The sequence below is a fragment of the Sphingosinicella terrae genome, assembly GCF_003347635.1.
In the GTDB taxonomy this organism is placed as follows: domain Bacteria; phylum Pseudomonadota; class Alphaproteobacteria; order Sphingomonadales; family Sphingomonadaceae; genus Allosphingosinicella; species Allosphingosinicella terrae.
Window position 1 is genome coordinate 55,173 of record NZ_QDFY01000014.1, and the last position, 14,578, is coordinate 69,750.

The 14,578-nt window shown below is 67.0% G+C and carries 17 protein-coding genes and 1 tRNA gene; 7 read left to right on the forward strand and 11 right to left on the reverse strand.

Annotated features, from left to right (window positions below):
- Position 1: 1 nt before the first annotated feature.
- From DDE10_RS19980 to htpX, 4 genes are all read right to left on the reverse strand, one after another.
- Positions 2-1,747 (reverse strand): heparinase II/III family protein, encoded by a 1,746-nt coding sequence (locus DDE10_RS19980; protein ID WP_114954573.1) that lies wholly within the window; start codon positions 1,745-1,747, stop codon positions 2-4.
- Positions 1,744-2,403, reverse strand: a complete 660-nt coding sequence (gene rpe, locus DDE10_RS19985) for a ribulose-phosphate 3-epimerase (protein WP_114954574.1) — start codon at positions 2,401-2,403, stop codon at positions 1,744-1,746. The genes DDE10_RS19980 and rpe overlap by 4 nt, the downstream gene beginning before the upstream one ends.
- A gap of 105 nt (positions 2,404-2,508) precedes the next feature.
- Positions 2,509-3,753, reverse strand: a complete 1,245-nt coding sequence (locus DDE10_RS19990) for an RsmB/NOP family class I SAM-dependent RNA methyltransferase (protein ID WP_284734786.1) — start codon at positions 3,751-3,753, stop codon at positions 2,509-2,511.
- 5 nt (positions 3,754-3,758) lie between these two features.
- Positions 3,759-4,691: a zinc metalloprotease HtpX gene (gene htpX / locus DDE10_RS19995; RefSeq protein WP_114954575.1), complete on the reverse strand. Its 933-nt coding sequence runs from the start codon at positions 4,689-4,691 to the stop codon at positions 3,759-3,761.
- Positions 4,692-4,758: 67 nt separating this feature from the next.
- Between htpX and DDE10_RS20000 the strand changes: the two genes are divergently transcribed.
- Positions 4,759-4,929, forward strand: coding sequence for a DUF1674 domain-containing protein (locus DDE10_RS20000; protein WP_114954576.1), 171 nt, complete (start codon positions 4,759-4,761; stop codon positions 4,927-4,929).
- A 21-nt stretch (positions 4,930-4,950) separates the two neighbouring features.
- Here DDE10_RS20000 and DDE10_RS20005 read toward each other — a convergent pair whose 3' ends face one another.
- Both DDE10_RS20005 and tsaD read right to left on the reverse strand, forming a co-directional pair.
- A complete protein-coding gene (locus DDE10_RS20005) occupies positions 4,951-5,931 on the reverse strand; it encodes an NAD(P)H-dependent glycerol-3-phosphate dehydrogenase (RefSeq protein WP_114954577.1) in 981 nt (326 codons plus the stop codon).
- Complete coding sequence (tsaD, locus tag DDE10_RS20010; protein WP_114954578.1) at positions 5,928-6,962, reverse strand: tRNA (adenosine(37)-N6)-threonylcarbamoyltransferase complex transferase subunit TsaD; 1,035 nt, start codon at positions 6,960-6,962, stop codon at positions 5,928-5,930. The genes DDE10_RS20005 and tsaD overlap by 4 nt, the downstream gene beginning before the upstream one ends.
- A gap of 94 nt (positions 6,963-7,056) precedes the next feature.
- Between tsaD and hemC the strand changes: the two genes are divergently transcribed.
- Genes hemC through DDE10_RS20025 form a run of 3 tightly spaced genes read left to right on the forward strand, consistent with a single transcriptional unit; the run spans position 7,057 to position 9,594 of the window.
- Positions 7,057-7,947, forward strand: coding sequence for a hydroxymethylbilane synthase (hemC, locus tag DDE10_RS20015; RefSeq protein ID WP_114954579.1), 891 nt, complete (start codon positions 7,057-7,059; stop codon positions 7,945-7,947).
- 14 nt (positions 7,948-7,961) lie between these two features.
- Positions 7,962-8,636 carry a uroporphyrinogen-III synthase gene (locus tag DDE10_RS20020; protein WP_284734790.1) on the forward strand — a complete coding sequence of 225 codons (675 nt, stop codon included), beginning with the start codon at positions 7,962-7,964 and terminating at the stop codon, positions 8,634-8,636.
- Positions 8,626-9,594, forward strand: coding sequence for a hypothetical protein (locus DDE10_RS20025; protein ID WP_114954581.1), 969 nt, complete (start codon positions 8,626-8,628; stop codon positions 9,592-9,594). The genes DDE10_RS20020 and DDE10_RS20025 overlap by 11 nt, the downstream gene beginning before the upstream one ends.
- 13 nt (positions 9,595-9,607) lie before the next feature.
- Here the strand turns inward: DDE10_RS20025 and DDE10_RS20030 are convergent, their stop codons facing one another.
- From DDE10_RS20030 to DDE10_RS20045, 4 genes are all read right to left on the reverse strand, one after another.
- Positions 9,608-10,357 carry a metallophosphoesterase family protein gene (locus DDE10_RS20030; RefSeq protein ID WP_114954582.1) on the reverse strand — a complete coding sequence of 250 codons (750 nt, stop codon included), beginning with the start codon at positions 10,355-10,357 and terminating at the stop codon, positions 9,608-9,610.
- Complete coding sequence (locus tag DDE10_RS20035) at positions 10,341-11,129, reverse strand: nucleotidyltransferase family protein (protein ID WP_114954583.1); 789 nt, start codon at positions 11,127-11,129, stop codon at positions 10,341-10,343. The genes DDE10_RS20030 and DDE10_RS20035 overlap by 17 nt, the downstream gene beginning before the upstream one ends.
- Positions 11,130-11,466: 337 nt before the next feature.
- The gene (locus tag DDE10_RS20040) at positions 11,467-11,892 is read right to left on the reverse strand and encodes an FKBP-type peptidyl-prolyl cis-trans isomerase (RefSeq protein ID WP_114954584.1); all 426 of its coding nucleotides are present in this window, start codon (positions 11,890-11,892) and stop codon (positions 11,467-11,469) included.
- A 57-nt stretch (positions 11,893-11,949) separates the two neighbouring features.
- Positions 11,950-12,327, reverse strand: a complete 378-nt coding sequence (locus tag DDE10_RS20045; RefSeq protein WP_114954585.1) for a VOC family protein — start codon at positions 12,325-12,327, stop codon at positions 11,950-11,952.
- A gap of 71 nt (positions 12,328-12,398) precedes the next feature.
- Here DDE10_RS20045 and DDE10_RS20050 point away from each other — a divergent pair, with 71 nt between their 5' ends.
- The 3 genes from DDE10_RS20050 to DDE10_RS20060 all read left to right on the forward strand — a co-directional run bounded on the left by DDE10_RS20050 (position 12,399) and on the right by DDE10_RS20060 (position 14,394).
- Positions 12,399-12,932, forward strand: coding sequence for a winged helix-turn-helix transcriptional regulator (locus DDE10_RS20050; RefSeq protein ID WP_114954586.1), 534 nt, complete (start codon positions 12,399-12,401; stop codon positions 12,930-12,932).
- A gap of 127 nt (positions 12,933-13,059) precedes the next feature.
- Positions 13,060-13,893, forward strand: a complete 834-nt coding sequence (locus DDE10_RS20055; protein WP_114954587.1) for a DUF3800 domain-containing protein — start codon at positions 13,060-13,062, stop codon at positions 13,891-13,893.
- A 315-nt stretch (positions 13,894-14,208) separates the two neighbouring features.
- Positions 14,209-14,394, forward strand: a complete 186-nt coding sequence (locus DDE10_RS20060) for a hypothetical protein (RefSeq protein WP_284734787.1) — start codon at positions 14,209-14,211, stop codon at positions 14,392-14,394.
- Between the two features lie 44 nt (positions 14,395-14,438).
- On the opposite strand, the gene DDE10_RS20065 is transcribed toward DDE10_RS20060, so the two are convergent.
- A tRNA-Gly gene (locus DDE10_RS20065) sits at positions 14,439-14,513 on the reverse strand.
- Positions 14,514-14,578 lie beyond the last annotated feature (65 nt).

Below are 14,578 nucleotides of genomic sequence, written 5' to 3' on the forward strand. Positions count from 1 at the left end.
GTTATTTGGCCCGCGCCAGCTCCCACGAAATGGTCATGCCTTCGGATGGCGTCTCTCCGGCGATGACCAGCTGGAGCGTCGGATGCGGCCTGGCATGGCCATCGATCCACAAGCTGTCCTCGGTCGAAAGCATTCCGCCGCGGCAGCGAAACTGCCAGACACCGCCGCCGCGGACGCGCAGCAAGGCCCCTTGACCATCCGCCGTGGTCGTCGCCTCGAGTCCCGGAGCAAGGTGGAAGCGGACGGCGAAGGGAGTGGGCTCCCCGCGCCGCCGCCGTTTGGCCGCGGCGTAGAGCCGATCTTCGCCGCTGAGCTGGCGCCCGTCCGACGATAGAACCAGCCTGCGCTCGTGGACGAGCCCGAAGCGCCTGACATAACCGTCATGGGTGGCCTCCACCCGCATCACTCCGCCGGTCTCGTCCCTCGACGTCTCGACCTCGGCAACGCCCTTGCCGAGCGAACCGTCCTCGTGAATCGCGGTCGAATTGCGATCACCAAGCGTGAGCGTCGAATGCGCGGCAGTGGTGCGCAAGGCGTGGACGAGCTCGGCTGGAAGGGTCCCTTTGGCATCGCCGACGCCGCCGCAATTGATGACCAGCCGTCGACCGCTTTCCGAGAATTCGAAAGCGAGTGTAGAGGCGCAGCCGCCGATGAGCGCGCGCGGGGGCGGGGGCGGGGCCGCGTCGAACACCAGCACGCTCGCCTTCGCCTGGAGGCGCTGATAGCCCCATCCGCGGGCTCGCCGCAGCGGCCGGACGTCGGTTCCGGACCCTTCGACGGCGGCGAGCACGCGCCGGCGGTTCGCCATGTTGCCGCCCTGCCAGCTCGACAATGCCTCATCGCCCAACGTCGCCGCCAGCAAGGCGGAGGCGGCGGCGGCGAGCGCATCCGACAACCATTCGGGAACGTCCCGGCGCCCGGCAATGTAGACCGCGCGCAGCTGCGCGAGAGTTTCGACCAATGCCAGCTGCTCGCCCGGAGAACGGCTGGTCAGGCCGCCATCGTCATGCAACGAGACGGCAAGCGCCCGCATGAGACCGGCCTCGCCGGAGCGCAGCCTGGCCGGGCCGCCCTGAACAACCACAGCGGCAGCGATGACGCCGCTCCAGGCGAGGATGCGCGGGAGGCCCGGAAGAACCTTGTCGGCAGAGCGATCCAGGTGGCGGGCACCGCGCGCAAGCGCGTGAAGCAGGCGCGAGCGGTGGACGAGATCGGGGCTCGACAGGAGATAGGGAGCGTAAGCCGTCCAGAACAGGATCCGTCGCCCCCACATGTCGGCGCGCCAGGCGGGCTCCGTCACCTCGTCGCCGAATGCGTCGAGCCATTTGCGGGCGAGCGCTTCCGCCAGCTTGGCGCCGCGCTCGCGAGTCGTGGCAGCGGCAAGGTCGCGCAGCCAGGCAAAGCTCTGCAGCCAGCCGGTGAAGTCCGCCGGAAGACCGACCGTCCGGAAGTCCATCCCCTCGGCCGGAACTTCGGTCCCGCCATGGACGAAGCGCCCCTGAAGCAGGGCTTCCCCGGCGGCACGATCCCCCGCGATCGGGTCCTTGGGCACCGCCAGCAGCCGCAGGGGCACGCGGCCGCGAAGGCGCAGCTTGTGGAGCGGCGTCTGCCAGGCCAGCCGATTGAGACGATAGTTGAGCCGTTCGATCAGGGAGAGGCCCCGATCATCGCCGACCCTGATCAGCTTCCTTCCCTGCTCGCCTTCCTGCTCGCCGACCTCAGGGTCGATCCGCTCGAATAGGCTCATCCCCGCAGTGCCTTGATGTTGGCGGCATAAGCCTGCGGACCGCCGCGAAAGGTCGCGGTGCCGGCCACGAGCGCATCCGCGCCGGCATCGATTATTCGGCGGCAATTGCCTTGATCGACCCCACCATCGACCTCCAGATCGATCGGTTTGCCGAGCTTGTCGATACTCTTGCGGATCGCCTCGATCTTGCGAAGCTGGCTTTCGATGAAGCTCTGGCCGCCGAAACCGGGATTGACGCTCATGACGAGCACCAGGTCGATTTCCTCAAGGACATAATCGAGCATCTTCGCCGGCGTGGCGGGATTGAGCGACACGCCTGCCTTCTTGCCGAGGGACTTGATGTGCTGGAGGGTGCGATGAAGATGAGGGCCCGCCTCCGGATGGACGGTGATGATGTCGGCGCCCGCATCGGCGAAGGCCTGCAGGTAGGAGTCGACCGGCGAGATCATCAGGTGGACGTCGAACGGCTTGGCAGTGTGGGAGCGCAGCGCCTTCACCACGCCGGGTCCGATCGTGATGTTCGGGACGAAGTGGCCGTCCATGACGTCGACATGGATCCAGTCCGCGCCGGCCGCATCGATCGCGCGCACCTCCTCGCCAAGGCGGGCGAAATCGGCCGACAGAATGGACGGTGAGATGCGGACGGGCTGCTGCACGCGCGAATCCTATCACCGGCGCGAGTCGGCGGGCAAGGAAGGGGAAGCACTTATCCCCGCTTTATTGCCGCTCCGGGCGGGATGACCGGCCGCGGAACCCGCGTCTCAGCCTTCCCGTGCAAAAAGCGCCATGTAGAAGCTGTCGGCGCCTCCGCATTCGCCCCAAAGGCCGGGCAGGAGCCGTTTCTCCTCGATCAGGCGGAAGTCGGCCGGCGCGCCCGCGAAATCCTGGACGACCTGCTCCCCTTCCTCTGGTTCGATCGAGCAGACGGAATAGACGAGCCTCCCGCCGGGCTTCAGCCAGTACGCCGCCCGATTCAGCATCGCCTTTTGCGACTCGGCCAAAGCGGCGATCGCGGAGGGCCGTACTCGATGGAGCACGTCGGGATGACGCCTGAAGATGCCCGTCGCCGAGCAAGGCGCATCGAGCAGGATCGCGTCGACGGGCTGCGTCGGCGCCCAGCGCATCAGATCGGCCACGACGACTTCGGCCTCGAGGCCCGTGCGGATGAGATTGGCGGTTAGTCGTGCAAGACGACTTTCGGAGATGTCGACCGCAGTGACCTTCCATCCCGCCGCGGCAAGCTGCATCGTCTTGCCCCCCGGTGCGGCGCACAGGTCGAGGACGGTGCGGCCATGACCGGGTCCAAGCAGGCGCGCCGGCATCGATGCGGCGATGTCCTGCACCCACCAGTCCCCTTCGCCATAGCCGGTCAGCCCGGCGACGGCGGCACCGCGCTCGAGCCGCAAATGCCCCAGCAGCAAGCTGATTCCTTCAAGGCCCGAAGGGAGCTTGTCCTCTGGAAAGCCGATGTCGAGCGGCGGCGGCGAGGCGATCTGGAGCGCCGCCGCCTCAACCACGGCATCGCCCCAAGCCCGGCGCCAGCGTTCGGCAACGTCGGCGGGCAGCATCGGTGTTTCCGGCAAGGTCCAACCCTGGCGCATCACGGTGCCGAACACGCCGTGGACCAGCCGGCGCGGCCCGCCCTCGACGAGGGGCAAGGCGGTGGCGATGGCGGCGTGAGGCGGTGTTCCCAGCACCAACGCCTGGACGAGGGCGATTCTCAGCGCCAAACGCGCCTTCGAGTCGTCGGGAAGACGTTGGCGGGTAGCCCGATCGATCAGCGCATCCAGATCGGGCAAACGGCGAAGCGCCTCCGCCGCGATGGCGTGCGCCAGCGCGCCGTCCTCTGTCTTGGCCAATCCGCGCGTGGCCGCTCCCAGCGCGGACTCGATCGGCAGCCCCTTGCGCAGCACGGCATCGAGGAGGCGCATCGCCGCCCGCCGGGCGGGCACGCCGATGGCCTCGGCGCCGCCCGTCGAGCGGCCGCGACGATCCGTCTCGACCACGCGCGTCAGTTCCGGCGAAGCGGATTCAGCGCGCTGGTCGGACGGCGGCTGGGGGGAACTGCGGCGCGGCGCGGCGCGGGCTCGGCCAAAGGCGGCGTCCCATGGAGGCCAAGCTCCCCCGCCATGCGCTCGAGTTCCGCGATCCGGTTCTCGGTGGCAGGATGGGTCGAGAACAGGCTGTCGCCGCGACCGAGGCCGGGGACGATATAGAGCGCGGCAGCCGCCGGATTGCGCGCAGCGACCGGGTTGGGGATGCGCGACGCACCCTCGGCGAGCTTGCGCAAAGCCGACGCCAGATGGCGCGGATCGCCATGGATCTCGGCGGCGCCTCGATCGGCGCCATATTCGCGGGTTCGGCTGATCGCGAGCTGCACGATCATCGCCGCGAACGGCGCGACGATCACGGCGAGCAGCATGGCGACGAGATTGCCGCGGCTGTCATTGCCGCGGAAGAACAGGCCGAAATTGGCCAGCATGGAAATCGCGCCGGCGATCGTCGCTGTCATCGTCATAATGAGGGTGTCGCGGTTGCGGACGTGGGCGAGCTCGTGCGCCATCACCGCGGCGACCTCCTCGCGGCTCAGGATGGCGAGCAGACCCGTCGTTGCGGCGACGGCCGCGTTTTCCGGGTTGCGGCCGGTGGCAAATGCGTTCGGATGCGGGGAATCGATCAGATAGACGCGAGGCACCGGGAGCCCCGCTCGGCGGGCAAGCCCCGCGACCAGACCATGGAGCTGCGGCGCCGACGCGGCATCAACCTCCTTCGCGTTGTGCATGCGAAGGACGATCTTGTCCGCATTCCAGTAGGTGAAAAGGTTCATGCCGGCAGCGACCAGGAACGCGATGAGAGCACCACCGGTCCCGCCGAGCGTATAGCCCAGCGCCATGAACAAAGCGGTCAGCGCCGCCAGCAGCATCATGGTCTTGAATCCGTTCATCTTGCCTTCTGCGCCTCCGCCCCCGAAATGTGGGTTCGCCACCCCTCGAATTCAAACGGAAACCGCCATGCCCGGACAGCGTCCGTCCCATCTCGACCCCCCCGCCTATCTGTCGAAAAGTCCGCCGGTGCCGCGCCCGGGGCCTGAGCGGCAGACGAACGAGACCGGAGGTCCCAAGGGAGAGGAGCCGACCCGCTACGGCGACTGGGAGAATAAGGGTATCTGCTGGGACTTCTGATCCGCGAACGGTTAGGACCGATTAGAAGCCCTCGCTCCTGAGCGGCCGGGCGAGCAAGTGATCGACCACCTCGCTCACCGACGATTCCTCGGCGAGAAGAGCGCAGACGGCCGCTACGATCGGCATGTCGACGCCGAGCGCGTCGGCCGCGCGCATGAGCACTGGCGCTGTGAAAGCGCCTTCCGCGACGGTGCGGCGGTCGGCGAGAAGGTCTGCCGCTTTGGCCCCCTCCCCGATCCCCTTGCCCAGGCTGAAGTTGCGCGAGCTGGTCGACGAGCAGGTGAGGACGAGATCCCCGAGGCCCGCCAGTCCCGCCAGCGTTTCCGGTCGGGCTCCCTTGGCCAGACCGAAGCGGGTCATCTCGGCAAAGCCGCGCGAGATGAGCGCCGAGCGTGCATTGAGCCCGAGGCCCCGGCCGTCGACAACGCCGCAGGCGATGGCGAGCACGTTCTTGACCGCGCCGCCCACTTCCGCACCCGCCACGTCGTCCGAATAATAGGGACGGAAAGCGGGGCGGGCGATGCGGGCAATCAGCCGCTCGCCGAGCCCGGCATCCGCGGCGGCAAGAGTCACCGCGGTCGGCAGGCCGGCCGCCACTTCATGGGCGAAGGTGGGACCGGACAGCACCGCGATCGGAGAGGCGGGCTGCGCCTCGGTGGCCACTTCGTGCATGAGCAGCCCGCTGCCCTCCTCGATCCCCTTCGCGCAGAGCACGAGCGGGCGACCCTCGGCCGGAACGGCGCCAAGAATTGCGCGAAGATGCTGGGCCGGGGCGACGACGAGAAAGACATCGCACGGCTCCATCTTCGCCAGATCGCCGACGGCGCGGATCGCGGGGCTGAGCCGTGCCCCCTTCAGAAAGAGCGGATTCTCATGGCGATCGTTGATGGCTTCGACCACTTCCGGCTCGCGCGCCCAGATGATCACGTCCTGGTCATCCGCCGCCGCGACCTGGGCCAAGGCGGTTCCCCAGGCGCCGGCGCCGACGACGCCGATCCTCACGCCTTCACCCCCGCACCGCGAGCCGGTTCGGCCGCGGGGTCAAGCGGCCATCGCGCCCGCGCCGGCGCCTCTAGGCCGTCGATCAAGCCTGCCTCGAAGCGGAGCGCGCCGGCCCAGGCGATCATCGCCGCATTGTCCGTACACAACCAGAGCGGCGGCGCCACGAATGGCAGGTCCGCGGCCGTTGCCAGGCCGGTCAGCGCCGACCGGATCGGCGTGTTGGCGGCGACGCCCCCGGCGACGACGAGCGCGTTGACGCCGGGCGAGCGGTCGAGAGCGCGCGCGGTGCGATCGACGAGGCAATCGACCACCGCCTGCTGGAACGAGGCTGCGAGATCCTCGCCGCGATACAGCCCGGATTCGCGCGCGCGCAGCACCGCGCTCTTGAGGCCGGCGAAGGAGAAATGCGGCTCATCCGAGCCCACGAGCGGACGGGGCAGCGGCACCGCCCGGGGATCGCCCGCTTCCGCGGCCGCCTCGACGGCCGGGCCGCCCGGATAGCCGAGGCCGAGGAGCTTCGCGGTCTTGTCGAAGGCTTCCCCGGCCGCATCGTCGATCGTCGTCGCCAGCCGCCGGTAGCGTCCGAGCCCCTCTACCCGCAGCAGCTGACAATGGCCGCCCGAGACGAGAAGCAGCAGGTACGGAAAATCGAGATCGGGATCGCTCAGCATCGGTGAGAGCGCGTGCGCCTCGAGATGATTGAGGGCGATGAGCGGCTTGCCCGTCGCCAAGGCAAGGCCCTTCGCCGTGACCAGCCCGACCATCACCCCGCCGATCAGGCCCGGTCCGGCGGTGGCGGCAATGGCGTCGACCGAGTCCAATGCAATGTCCGCTTCCGCCAGCACCTCCTCGACGAGACGCGGCAGAATCTCGACATGCGCCCGGGCGGCGATTTCCGGTACGACGCCGCCGAAGGGCCGGTGCGCCGCCTCCTGTCCTGCCAGCCGGTGGGCAAGCACCCGGCGGTCGCTCGTGACCAGGGCCGCCGCCGTCTCGTCGCAGCTCGATTCGATGCCGAGGATCAGGCTCATCGCGCCCTCCCTGCCATTCGCGACGTCGAACCGCTAGTCGTTCACCGCGCCAAGTAGCTTCCACGCCCGCCCATCCGCGGCTAGCAGGTCGCCGATGGACCGCCCTCTCCGCATCGGCACCCGCGGCTCGCCGCTCGCGCTCGCCCAGGCTCGAATGGTCGCGACGGCCCTTCGGGATGCGCACGGCTGGGCCGAGGCGATGGTCGATATCGTCCCGATCACCACCACCGGCGACAGGATACAGGACCGGCCGCTGGCCGAGGTGGGCGGCAAGGCGCTCTGGACGAAAGAGCTCGATCGTTGCCTGGTCGAGGGGCGAACCGATCTTTCCGTTCATTCGATGAAGGACGTCGAGACGATCCGCCCCGCCGCCCTGGTCATAGCGGCCATGCTTCCCCGCGCGGATCCGCGAGATCGGCTGATCGGCGCGGAGTCGCTCGCGTCTCTGCCCGCCTCTGCCTGCGTCGGCACGTCGTCGCCGCGCCGCCGTGCCCAGTTGCTGGCGCGCCGGCCCGACCTGCGCATTGTGACCCTGCGCGGCAATGTCCAGACCAGGCTGGCCAAGCTCGGTGCCGGCGAAGTGGATGCGACATTGCTCGCCGCCGCGGGGCTCGACCGGATCGGGCTTCACGAGGTCGGCAGGCTGATCGAGGATATGGTCCCGGCCCCATCGCAGGGAGCGATCGGGATCGAGGTGCTGGCGGATGACGCGCGTGTCCGCTCTCTGGTCGCGGCCATCGATCACCAGGCGACGCACGCCTGCGTCGGTGCCGAGCGCGCCTTTCTCGCCGCGATCGGCGGCGACTGCCGCTCTGCGGTCGCCGCCCATGCCCGGCTGGACGGTGATCGGCTTCGGCTGACGGCGGAGATACTCGCCCCGGACGGCAGCGAGGTGCAGGCCGGCGAAGGAGAGACGCCGGCGGAGCTGGCGCGGCGTCTCCTGACCCAGGCCAGCCCGGCGCTGCGCGCAATGTTCGGGCATTGACGGGCAAGGTCCTGGTGCTGCGCCCGCAGCCGGCCGCCGAGGTCACCGCGGAACGGGCTCGCAAATTGGGGCTCGCGCCGATTGTCGCGCCCTTGTTCCAAATCGAGCCGCTCCCTTGGGATCCTCCGCCCCCTTCGCTCTACGACGCCGTGATGGTGACCAGTGCGAGCGCGATACGCTGTGCCGGTGACGGCTTGACGTCATTCCTGCCCTTGCCCTGCTATGCCGTGGGCGAGGCTAGCGCCGCGGCAGCGCAACGGGCGGGATTCGCGGACGTCCGGACCGGGACCTTGGACGGCGCCGCTTTGGTGGCGATGATGGCGGCCGACGGCGTCGGTCGGGCCTTCCACCCCGCCGGGGAGGATCGCAGCCGGCTCCCGGATACAGGGGTGCGCATCGATCCCGTCGTCGTCTACGCCGCCCGGGCAGAAAGGTGCCTGCCGGTCGAAGCCGCGCGCGCGATCGAGGAAGGCGCGCTGGTCCTGCTCCACTCGCCGCGAGCGGCTGTCCACTTCGCCGGCCTTGTCGGGCTGGAGCGTGGTCGCATCGGCTTGGCGGCCATCAGCGCCGCGGCAGCTAAGGCCGCCGGGTCCGGCTGGCGATCGATCGACATTGCCCCGCGTCCACGCGACGAAGCGTTGCTGGAGCTTGCCGCAAAGCTGTGCCAGACTGACCGCGATGATCGGTGAAGAAGAGCGTCTCGAAGCGCGGCCCGCAATCGCCAGGCGGCGGCCGCTGCTCGTCTATCTCCTCCTTGCCGCCCTCTTCTTCCTGATCGGTTTGGCCGCGGCGGCTTGGATTTTGTCGCGCTGGGAGAGTGGCGCGCGCATGTTGGGCATCGCGCCGGAGCCACCGGCGATCGTTCAGACGGATGATCCGCCGGTACCCGAACCCGATGCCGCGGCCATCGTCCAGGCCCCTGCCGAACCTGGCACTTCGCCGGAGCGGATCGTCATCGATCCCGAAATCACCCGCCGCGTCGCCGAGATCGAGCGTCGGATCACGGCGATCGATACCCAATCACGGGTAGCGGTGGGCAATGCCGACCGCGCCGAAGGCCTGCTGGTCGCCTTCGCCGCCCGGCGCGCGCTCGACCGCGGCGTCTCCCTTGGCTTCCTGGAAGCACTGTTGCGGCAGCGTTTCGGGGATACGCAGCCTCAGGCCGTCGGCACGATCATCACCTCGGCCCGTGAACCGGTCACCCTGCAGGAGCTGCAGGACGGCCTCCAGGAAGTCGGTCCGCGACTGGCGGGCGGCGGTCCGGAACAAGGCTGGTGGCAGGCCTTCAAATCGGAGATGGCCAGCCTCGTCAGCATCAGGCGCGAAGGCACGCCTTCGACCGAGCCGGCCGAGAGGCTGCGCCGGGCGACACGGCGGCTCGAGGCCGGTCAGGTCGACGTCGCCCTGGCGGAGGTGCTGAGGCTGCCGGCGCATCAGCATGCCGCCGACTGGATCGCCAAGGCGCGCCGCTACGTGATCGCCCGGCGCGCGCTCGACACGATCGAAACCGCCGCCTTGCTCGAACCCCGCCGCGCCGCGCCGGCTGCCGTCGCGCCGCTGCCGGCAGCGTCGCCGACGCAGGCCCAGCAACCCCCAAGCTCGGCGACTCAGCCCACGTCGCAGGGACAGCGTCCGCCAGAGCCGTGATTCCTCCCGAGCCTCAGACCTCGATCAGCGCATAAGGCCGGGAAAGCGTCGCCTGCGCGACCATGGTCGCGCAATTGTAGACCGGCGTCCCGCGCGGCGTCCGTCCCTCGAAGCGGCCGCGATGGGCGTGGCCGTGAACCACCGCCGATATGTTGTCGAACCGGTCGATCGCGTCGGCGAGCCGGGAGCATCCCAGGAACGGGTAGATTTCCGGCGGCTCGCCTTCGACGGTATCCACCACGGGAGAATAATGGAGGACGGCGACGCTGCGCTCGGTCTTGAGGGTGCGAAGCGCATTTTCGAGCTTGCGGGCCTCGTCCAGCGCCGCATCGACGAATTCCTTGATCGCCGGCTCGCCGAAGGCCCCGAGTTCGCCGCGGCCGAAGCCGCCGAGAAAGCCCTTTACACCCGCAAAGCCGACCCCTTCGACGATCACGGCCTGCTCGCCCAGGATAGTCACGCCGGCGCCATGAAGGATCTTCGCCACCTCCTCCGGCTGACCGCACTCATAGTCGTGATTGCCCAGAACGGCGACGGTGGGGATCGTACAGGCGCGGAGATCCTCGGCCAGGATTTCCGCCTCGCGCGTCTTGCCGAAGTTGGTGAGATCTCCGCACAAGGCCAGCACGTCGGCACTTTCCGAGATCTCGGCGAACATGTCGCGATATCGGTGCTCGCTGGCCTCCGTCACGTGCAGATCACCAATGGCGGCGAGCGTGATCGTGCCCCCGTCGCCTGCGGCGGCTTCATTTATGTCGTTCATGCTTCTCTTCGATTCCCTTGCCGACCACGTCGGCAAATCCCCATTCGGCAATGTCCACGACATAGTCGCGGGGCGACAGCAGGCGCCCACGGCAGATCTTCATTTGCGCCGGCGGCATCTGCGCCTGCGCCTGCAGCCGCTCCATCAGCTCGTCGATCAGCCAGTGGGGAATGCACTCGCGCTCGGTCGGGTAGATGAAGCGGAAATTGAGGACATGGATGAGTAGCACCTCCCAATAGAGCTCCATCGCGTTCAGCAGCCGGTGCCAGTCGATCTCGTCGTGCTTCTTGAGGATGACGTGGGCGACGTCGGCGCCGTCATAGCGGTAGCGATCCTGGAGGAAGAGCTTCGAGAGGATGAACTCGGTCGGTGGGGTGATCCGCACCGTGGTTCCGTAGACCTCGACCTCGTAGACCTCGCGGAACCACTCGTCTGTGATCGGGATGCTGGCGGTCGATATATTGTAGATGACGTCGAAGAAGTTGTCGCCCTTCCAGACCTTCCCGATCCAGCGCTCGTCCTCGATCTCGATATGGTAGCCAAGGCCCTTGAAGAAGCTCAGGATCTTCGGCGCGTCGCTCGGCTTGCAAAAGATGTCGAGGTCCTTCGTCGGCCGCGTGATGCCGGTATAGCAGGACAAGGCGTAGGTGCCCGACAGCAGGAACGGGAAGCCGCTCTGGTTGAGCAGGCGAAGCGACTCGACGTAGAAGTCGATCGCCTCGGGCGGAGGCTCGAACACCGAGGCATCGAGAGTTTCGAGTTGGACGCTCATGGAAAGGTCAGAACGGTGCGGGCGTGGAAAGCGTTCCGCACGCGTGACGAGCCGCCGGCATGTGCGGCGACCGGATGTTGCGGCTCGGTCGCGGGCCGCGGCCTTGGCGGCGGCCCTGAGGAACGGCGGCTCGGTTACCTTGACGGTGCTGGACCCCGGCCGGTCGATCAAAGATCGGATCGCCGTCAGGCGAACCGGTAGGGCACTGACGAGGCACCTGGCATGAGGTTCGAGGTTGCGCGATCCGAAATCACGCGCGACCGCCTCGAGGCGATCCTGGCTGAATATGGGCGGGAGCCCGGGGAGATCGCATCACCGATCTTGCCGAGCACGGCAGTCAGGGCTGGGCGGGTGGGCCTACCGCGACGAGCGTGATGGTGAAGTCGAGCTCGGCATTGGGCGGGATGACGCCGCCGGCCCCGCGTTCGCCATAAGCGAGCGCCGGCGGGATCCAGAAGCGGTAGCGGCTTCCCGTCGGCATCAGCTGGAGCGCCTCGGTGAAGCCCGGAATCAGGCCCGAGACCGCCAGGCCAACGGGCTCCGGAGTGGATTCGAAGAGCGTCCCATCGGGGAGACGGCCTTCATAGGTGACCTGCACCGCATCCTCAGGTCCAGGACGGCGGCCGCTGCCGGGCTCCAGCACCTGATAGCGCAGCCCCGAGGCGGTCGTGACGATGGCATTGCCCTCCCTTTGCTGCGGAGAGAGGGGGGCGGCGGGCGCGGCGGCGGCCTGCGCGGCAGCGGCGAGAAGCAAGGCGATCATGGTCGCGCTTATTGGACGCTGCACGTGAACTTGTCACCGGCCGGCGGGCCGCGGCAATCATGATCCCTGCTGAAGGTCTTGGTAGAACATCAGCGCATTCCCGTCGGGATCGTAAAAGGTGAGGAGCCTGACCATGTCGGGAACTTCCTGGACCCCTCCGTCCTGGCGGACGCCGTGCCGGTCCAGCTCGGCCTTGGCCGCCTCGATATCGGAAACGCCGAAGGTCAGCGTCGCGCCGCCGGGTCCGCCGGGTTGCTCGACCTCGGAGAGACCGACATTCACGCGGGCGACGCCGGTGCCGAATTCGCACCAGGCGATGTCGTCGCGGCGATAGAGAAGCTCGAAGCCCAGCACGTCACGATACCAGGGGATGCTCGCATCGAGGCTCCGCACGCTCAAGGCGCAGGTCAGTCCGCCGTCATAGTCGATCGCCACGCTTCGCCTCCCGAATCATCAGGTCCTGTTTTTATATCGCATATACTTTCTGTTCCTGTTAGCAAGCCCGGATGATCGACGAGCACGAGCTCAGGCGGCTGACCGCCGGTCGTTGGCTGGTTCCTCTCCTCGCGCACCTCGATGCGGGAGGCGGAGGCTCCCGGTTCGCCGCGATGCTTTCGCAGGTCGGCCTCTCGCGAAGCGCGCTTGCCGCGAGCCTGGGGCAGCTCCAGGAGGCGGGGTGGCTGGTGCGCAATAGCGGGCACGGACATCCGCTCCGGCCGGAATATGTGCTGACCGCCTCCGGAGCGACGGTCGCTGCCTTCTGCGGCAAATTGATGGAGCAGCGCCGTCGGCTCGGCCTGGAGCCGGTCCAGCTGCCGCGATGGTCGCTGCCCGTGGTCGCCCGCCTGGACGAGGCGACGGCCCGATTTACCGACTTGCGACAGATTCTGGCCCCGGTGACACCGAGAGCGCTTTCGCTGACCTTGAAGCAGTTGCTTTCGGTGACGCTGATCGAGCGCGCACTGGAGGATAGATTCCCTCCGATCGCGATTTACGGGCTGACGCCCAAGGGACGCGCGCTTGCGGAAGTCATGCGATGAGGCACAGAGGCTGTACGACGCATCAAAGTCCGTCCGCGCAGAGCAAGCGGTCGGTCTCGGGATTCGCATTCCAGGTGCCGAGCGACTAAGATGCTGGTCCACCTGGTTAAGCGGAACCCGAAACAGAGTGCGTTACGTCATCTATTGCGATGAGTCCGACGACAAGGGCCGCTACTATTCGAATTTCTACGGTGGCGCCCTCCTCCGGGCGTCAGACCGTCAGGCGATCGAAGCCGAGCTTAATGCAGTTAAGGCAGAGAATAACCTCAGGGGCGAGGCGAAGTGGACCAAAATCAGCGAGTACAATGAGGCGGCTTATAGGGCGTTTGCAGACAAGATTTTCGAGTTTGCCGCGGCCGGCCTGCTCAAAATCCGCATCATGTGCACGCAGAACATCAACCAGACACGCCACCTCGAATATGAAGGCAGTGGCTTCTTCAAGCTCTACTACCAGTTCATTAAGCACGCATTCGGCCTCGGCCATTGCAACCCAGAACGAGCCACCGAGGTGTCAGTCACCGTGCTTCTAGATGACGCGCCCGACACGGCCGAAAAGCTTGAGAACTTCAAATCCTTCCTCAGCGGGCTGTCGAATGTAGCCGCGTTCCGCGATGCGCGCGTCGTGATCCCCAAACCCGACATTGCAGAAATTGATTCAAGTCAGCACGTTATCCTGCAGGCGGTGGACGTTGTATTGGGAGCGATGCAGTTCCGGCTTAACGATTTGCACAAGGAAAAGCCGGCCAACTCAAACCGGCGAGGCAAACGAACGAGAGCGAAGGAGCGCGTATATAAGCACATCCTGAAACGGATCTGCGAAATCTACCCCAACTTCAACATCGGCGCGTCCACCGGTCATGGCAATGGCCTCGCCTCTCGCTGGCTTCACCCATATCGGCATTGGGTTTTTGTGCCCGAAGGAAGTATCGAAGATACGAGCCGCGGGAAGCGCTCAAACTAGCGAAGCCCCACGGCCGCCTACATCAATACCCCCAGCGAAACTGAAGGCTTCGGCGACCGCAGGGCCGGGTTTGCTCATAGCAAACTCGCGCGAATCCCGCAAGACTCTCAGGCACTTAGCTAGCTCTAAAGAATTCCTTTGTTTCGAGTCGCTTAGGAGTTCACGCGCCTGGCGCGCCGGAAGGAGCAACGGTCAAGCTGGCCCATGGCGAGGTTGTTTCTCGCGAGGGAGGGCTGTCGATAGGATGGCCGCCTCTCTCATGCGATATACATCGACTCCCCGATCAAGCGGCGCGCATGCTGCGGACGCATCTGCATGCACCGCAAGAAGATCAACATCTCAACCGTGCTCGCCGGACAGCGCCTCGGCATCAAGGAGGTCGATGACGGCATATGGCTCGTCACCTTCATGCACTACGACCTGGGATATATCGATCTGGAACAACGAACCCTGCAAACCCTCGACAACCCGTTCGGGCCGAGGTTGTCACCTATGTCTTAGGTACGTTGTGTCACCCATGTGTCCAGACTGGACAGGCTGAATACTGGAGCGGGCGAAGGGATTCGAACCCTCGACCCCAACCTTGGCAAGGTTGTGCTCTACCCCTGAGCTACGCCCGCTCTGGCGAGGACCGCGGGAGCGGTCCGGGTGAGGCGGCGGCTGCTAGCATGGGCTCTTCACCCCC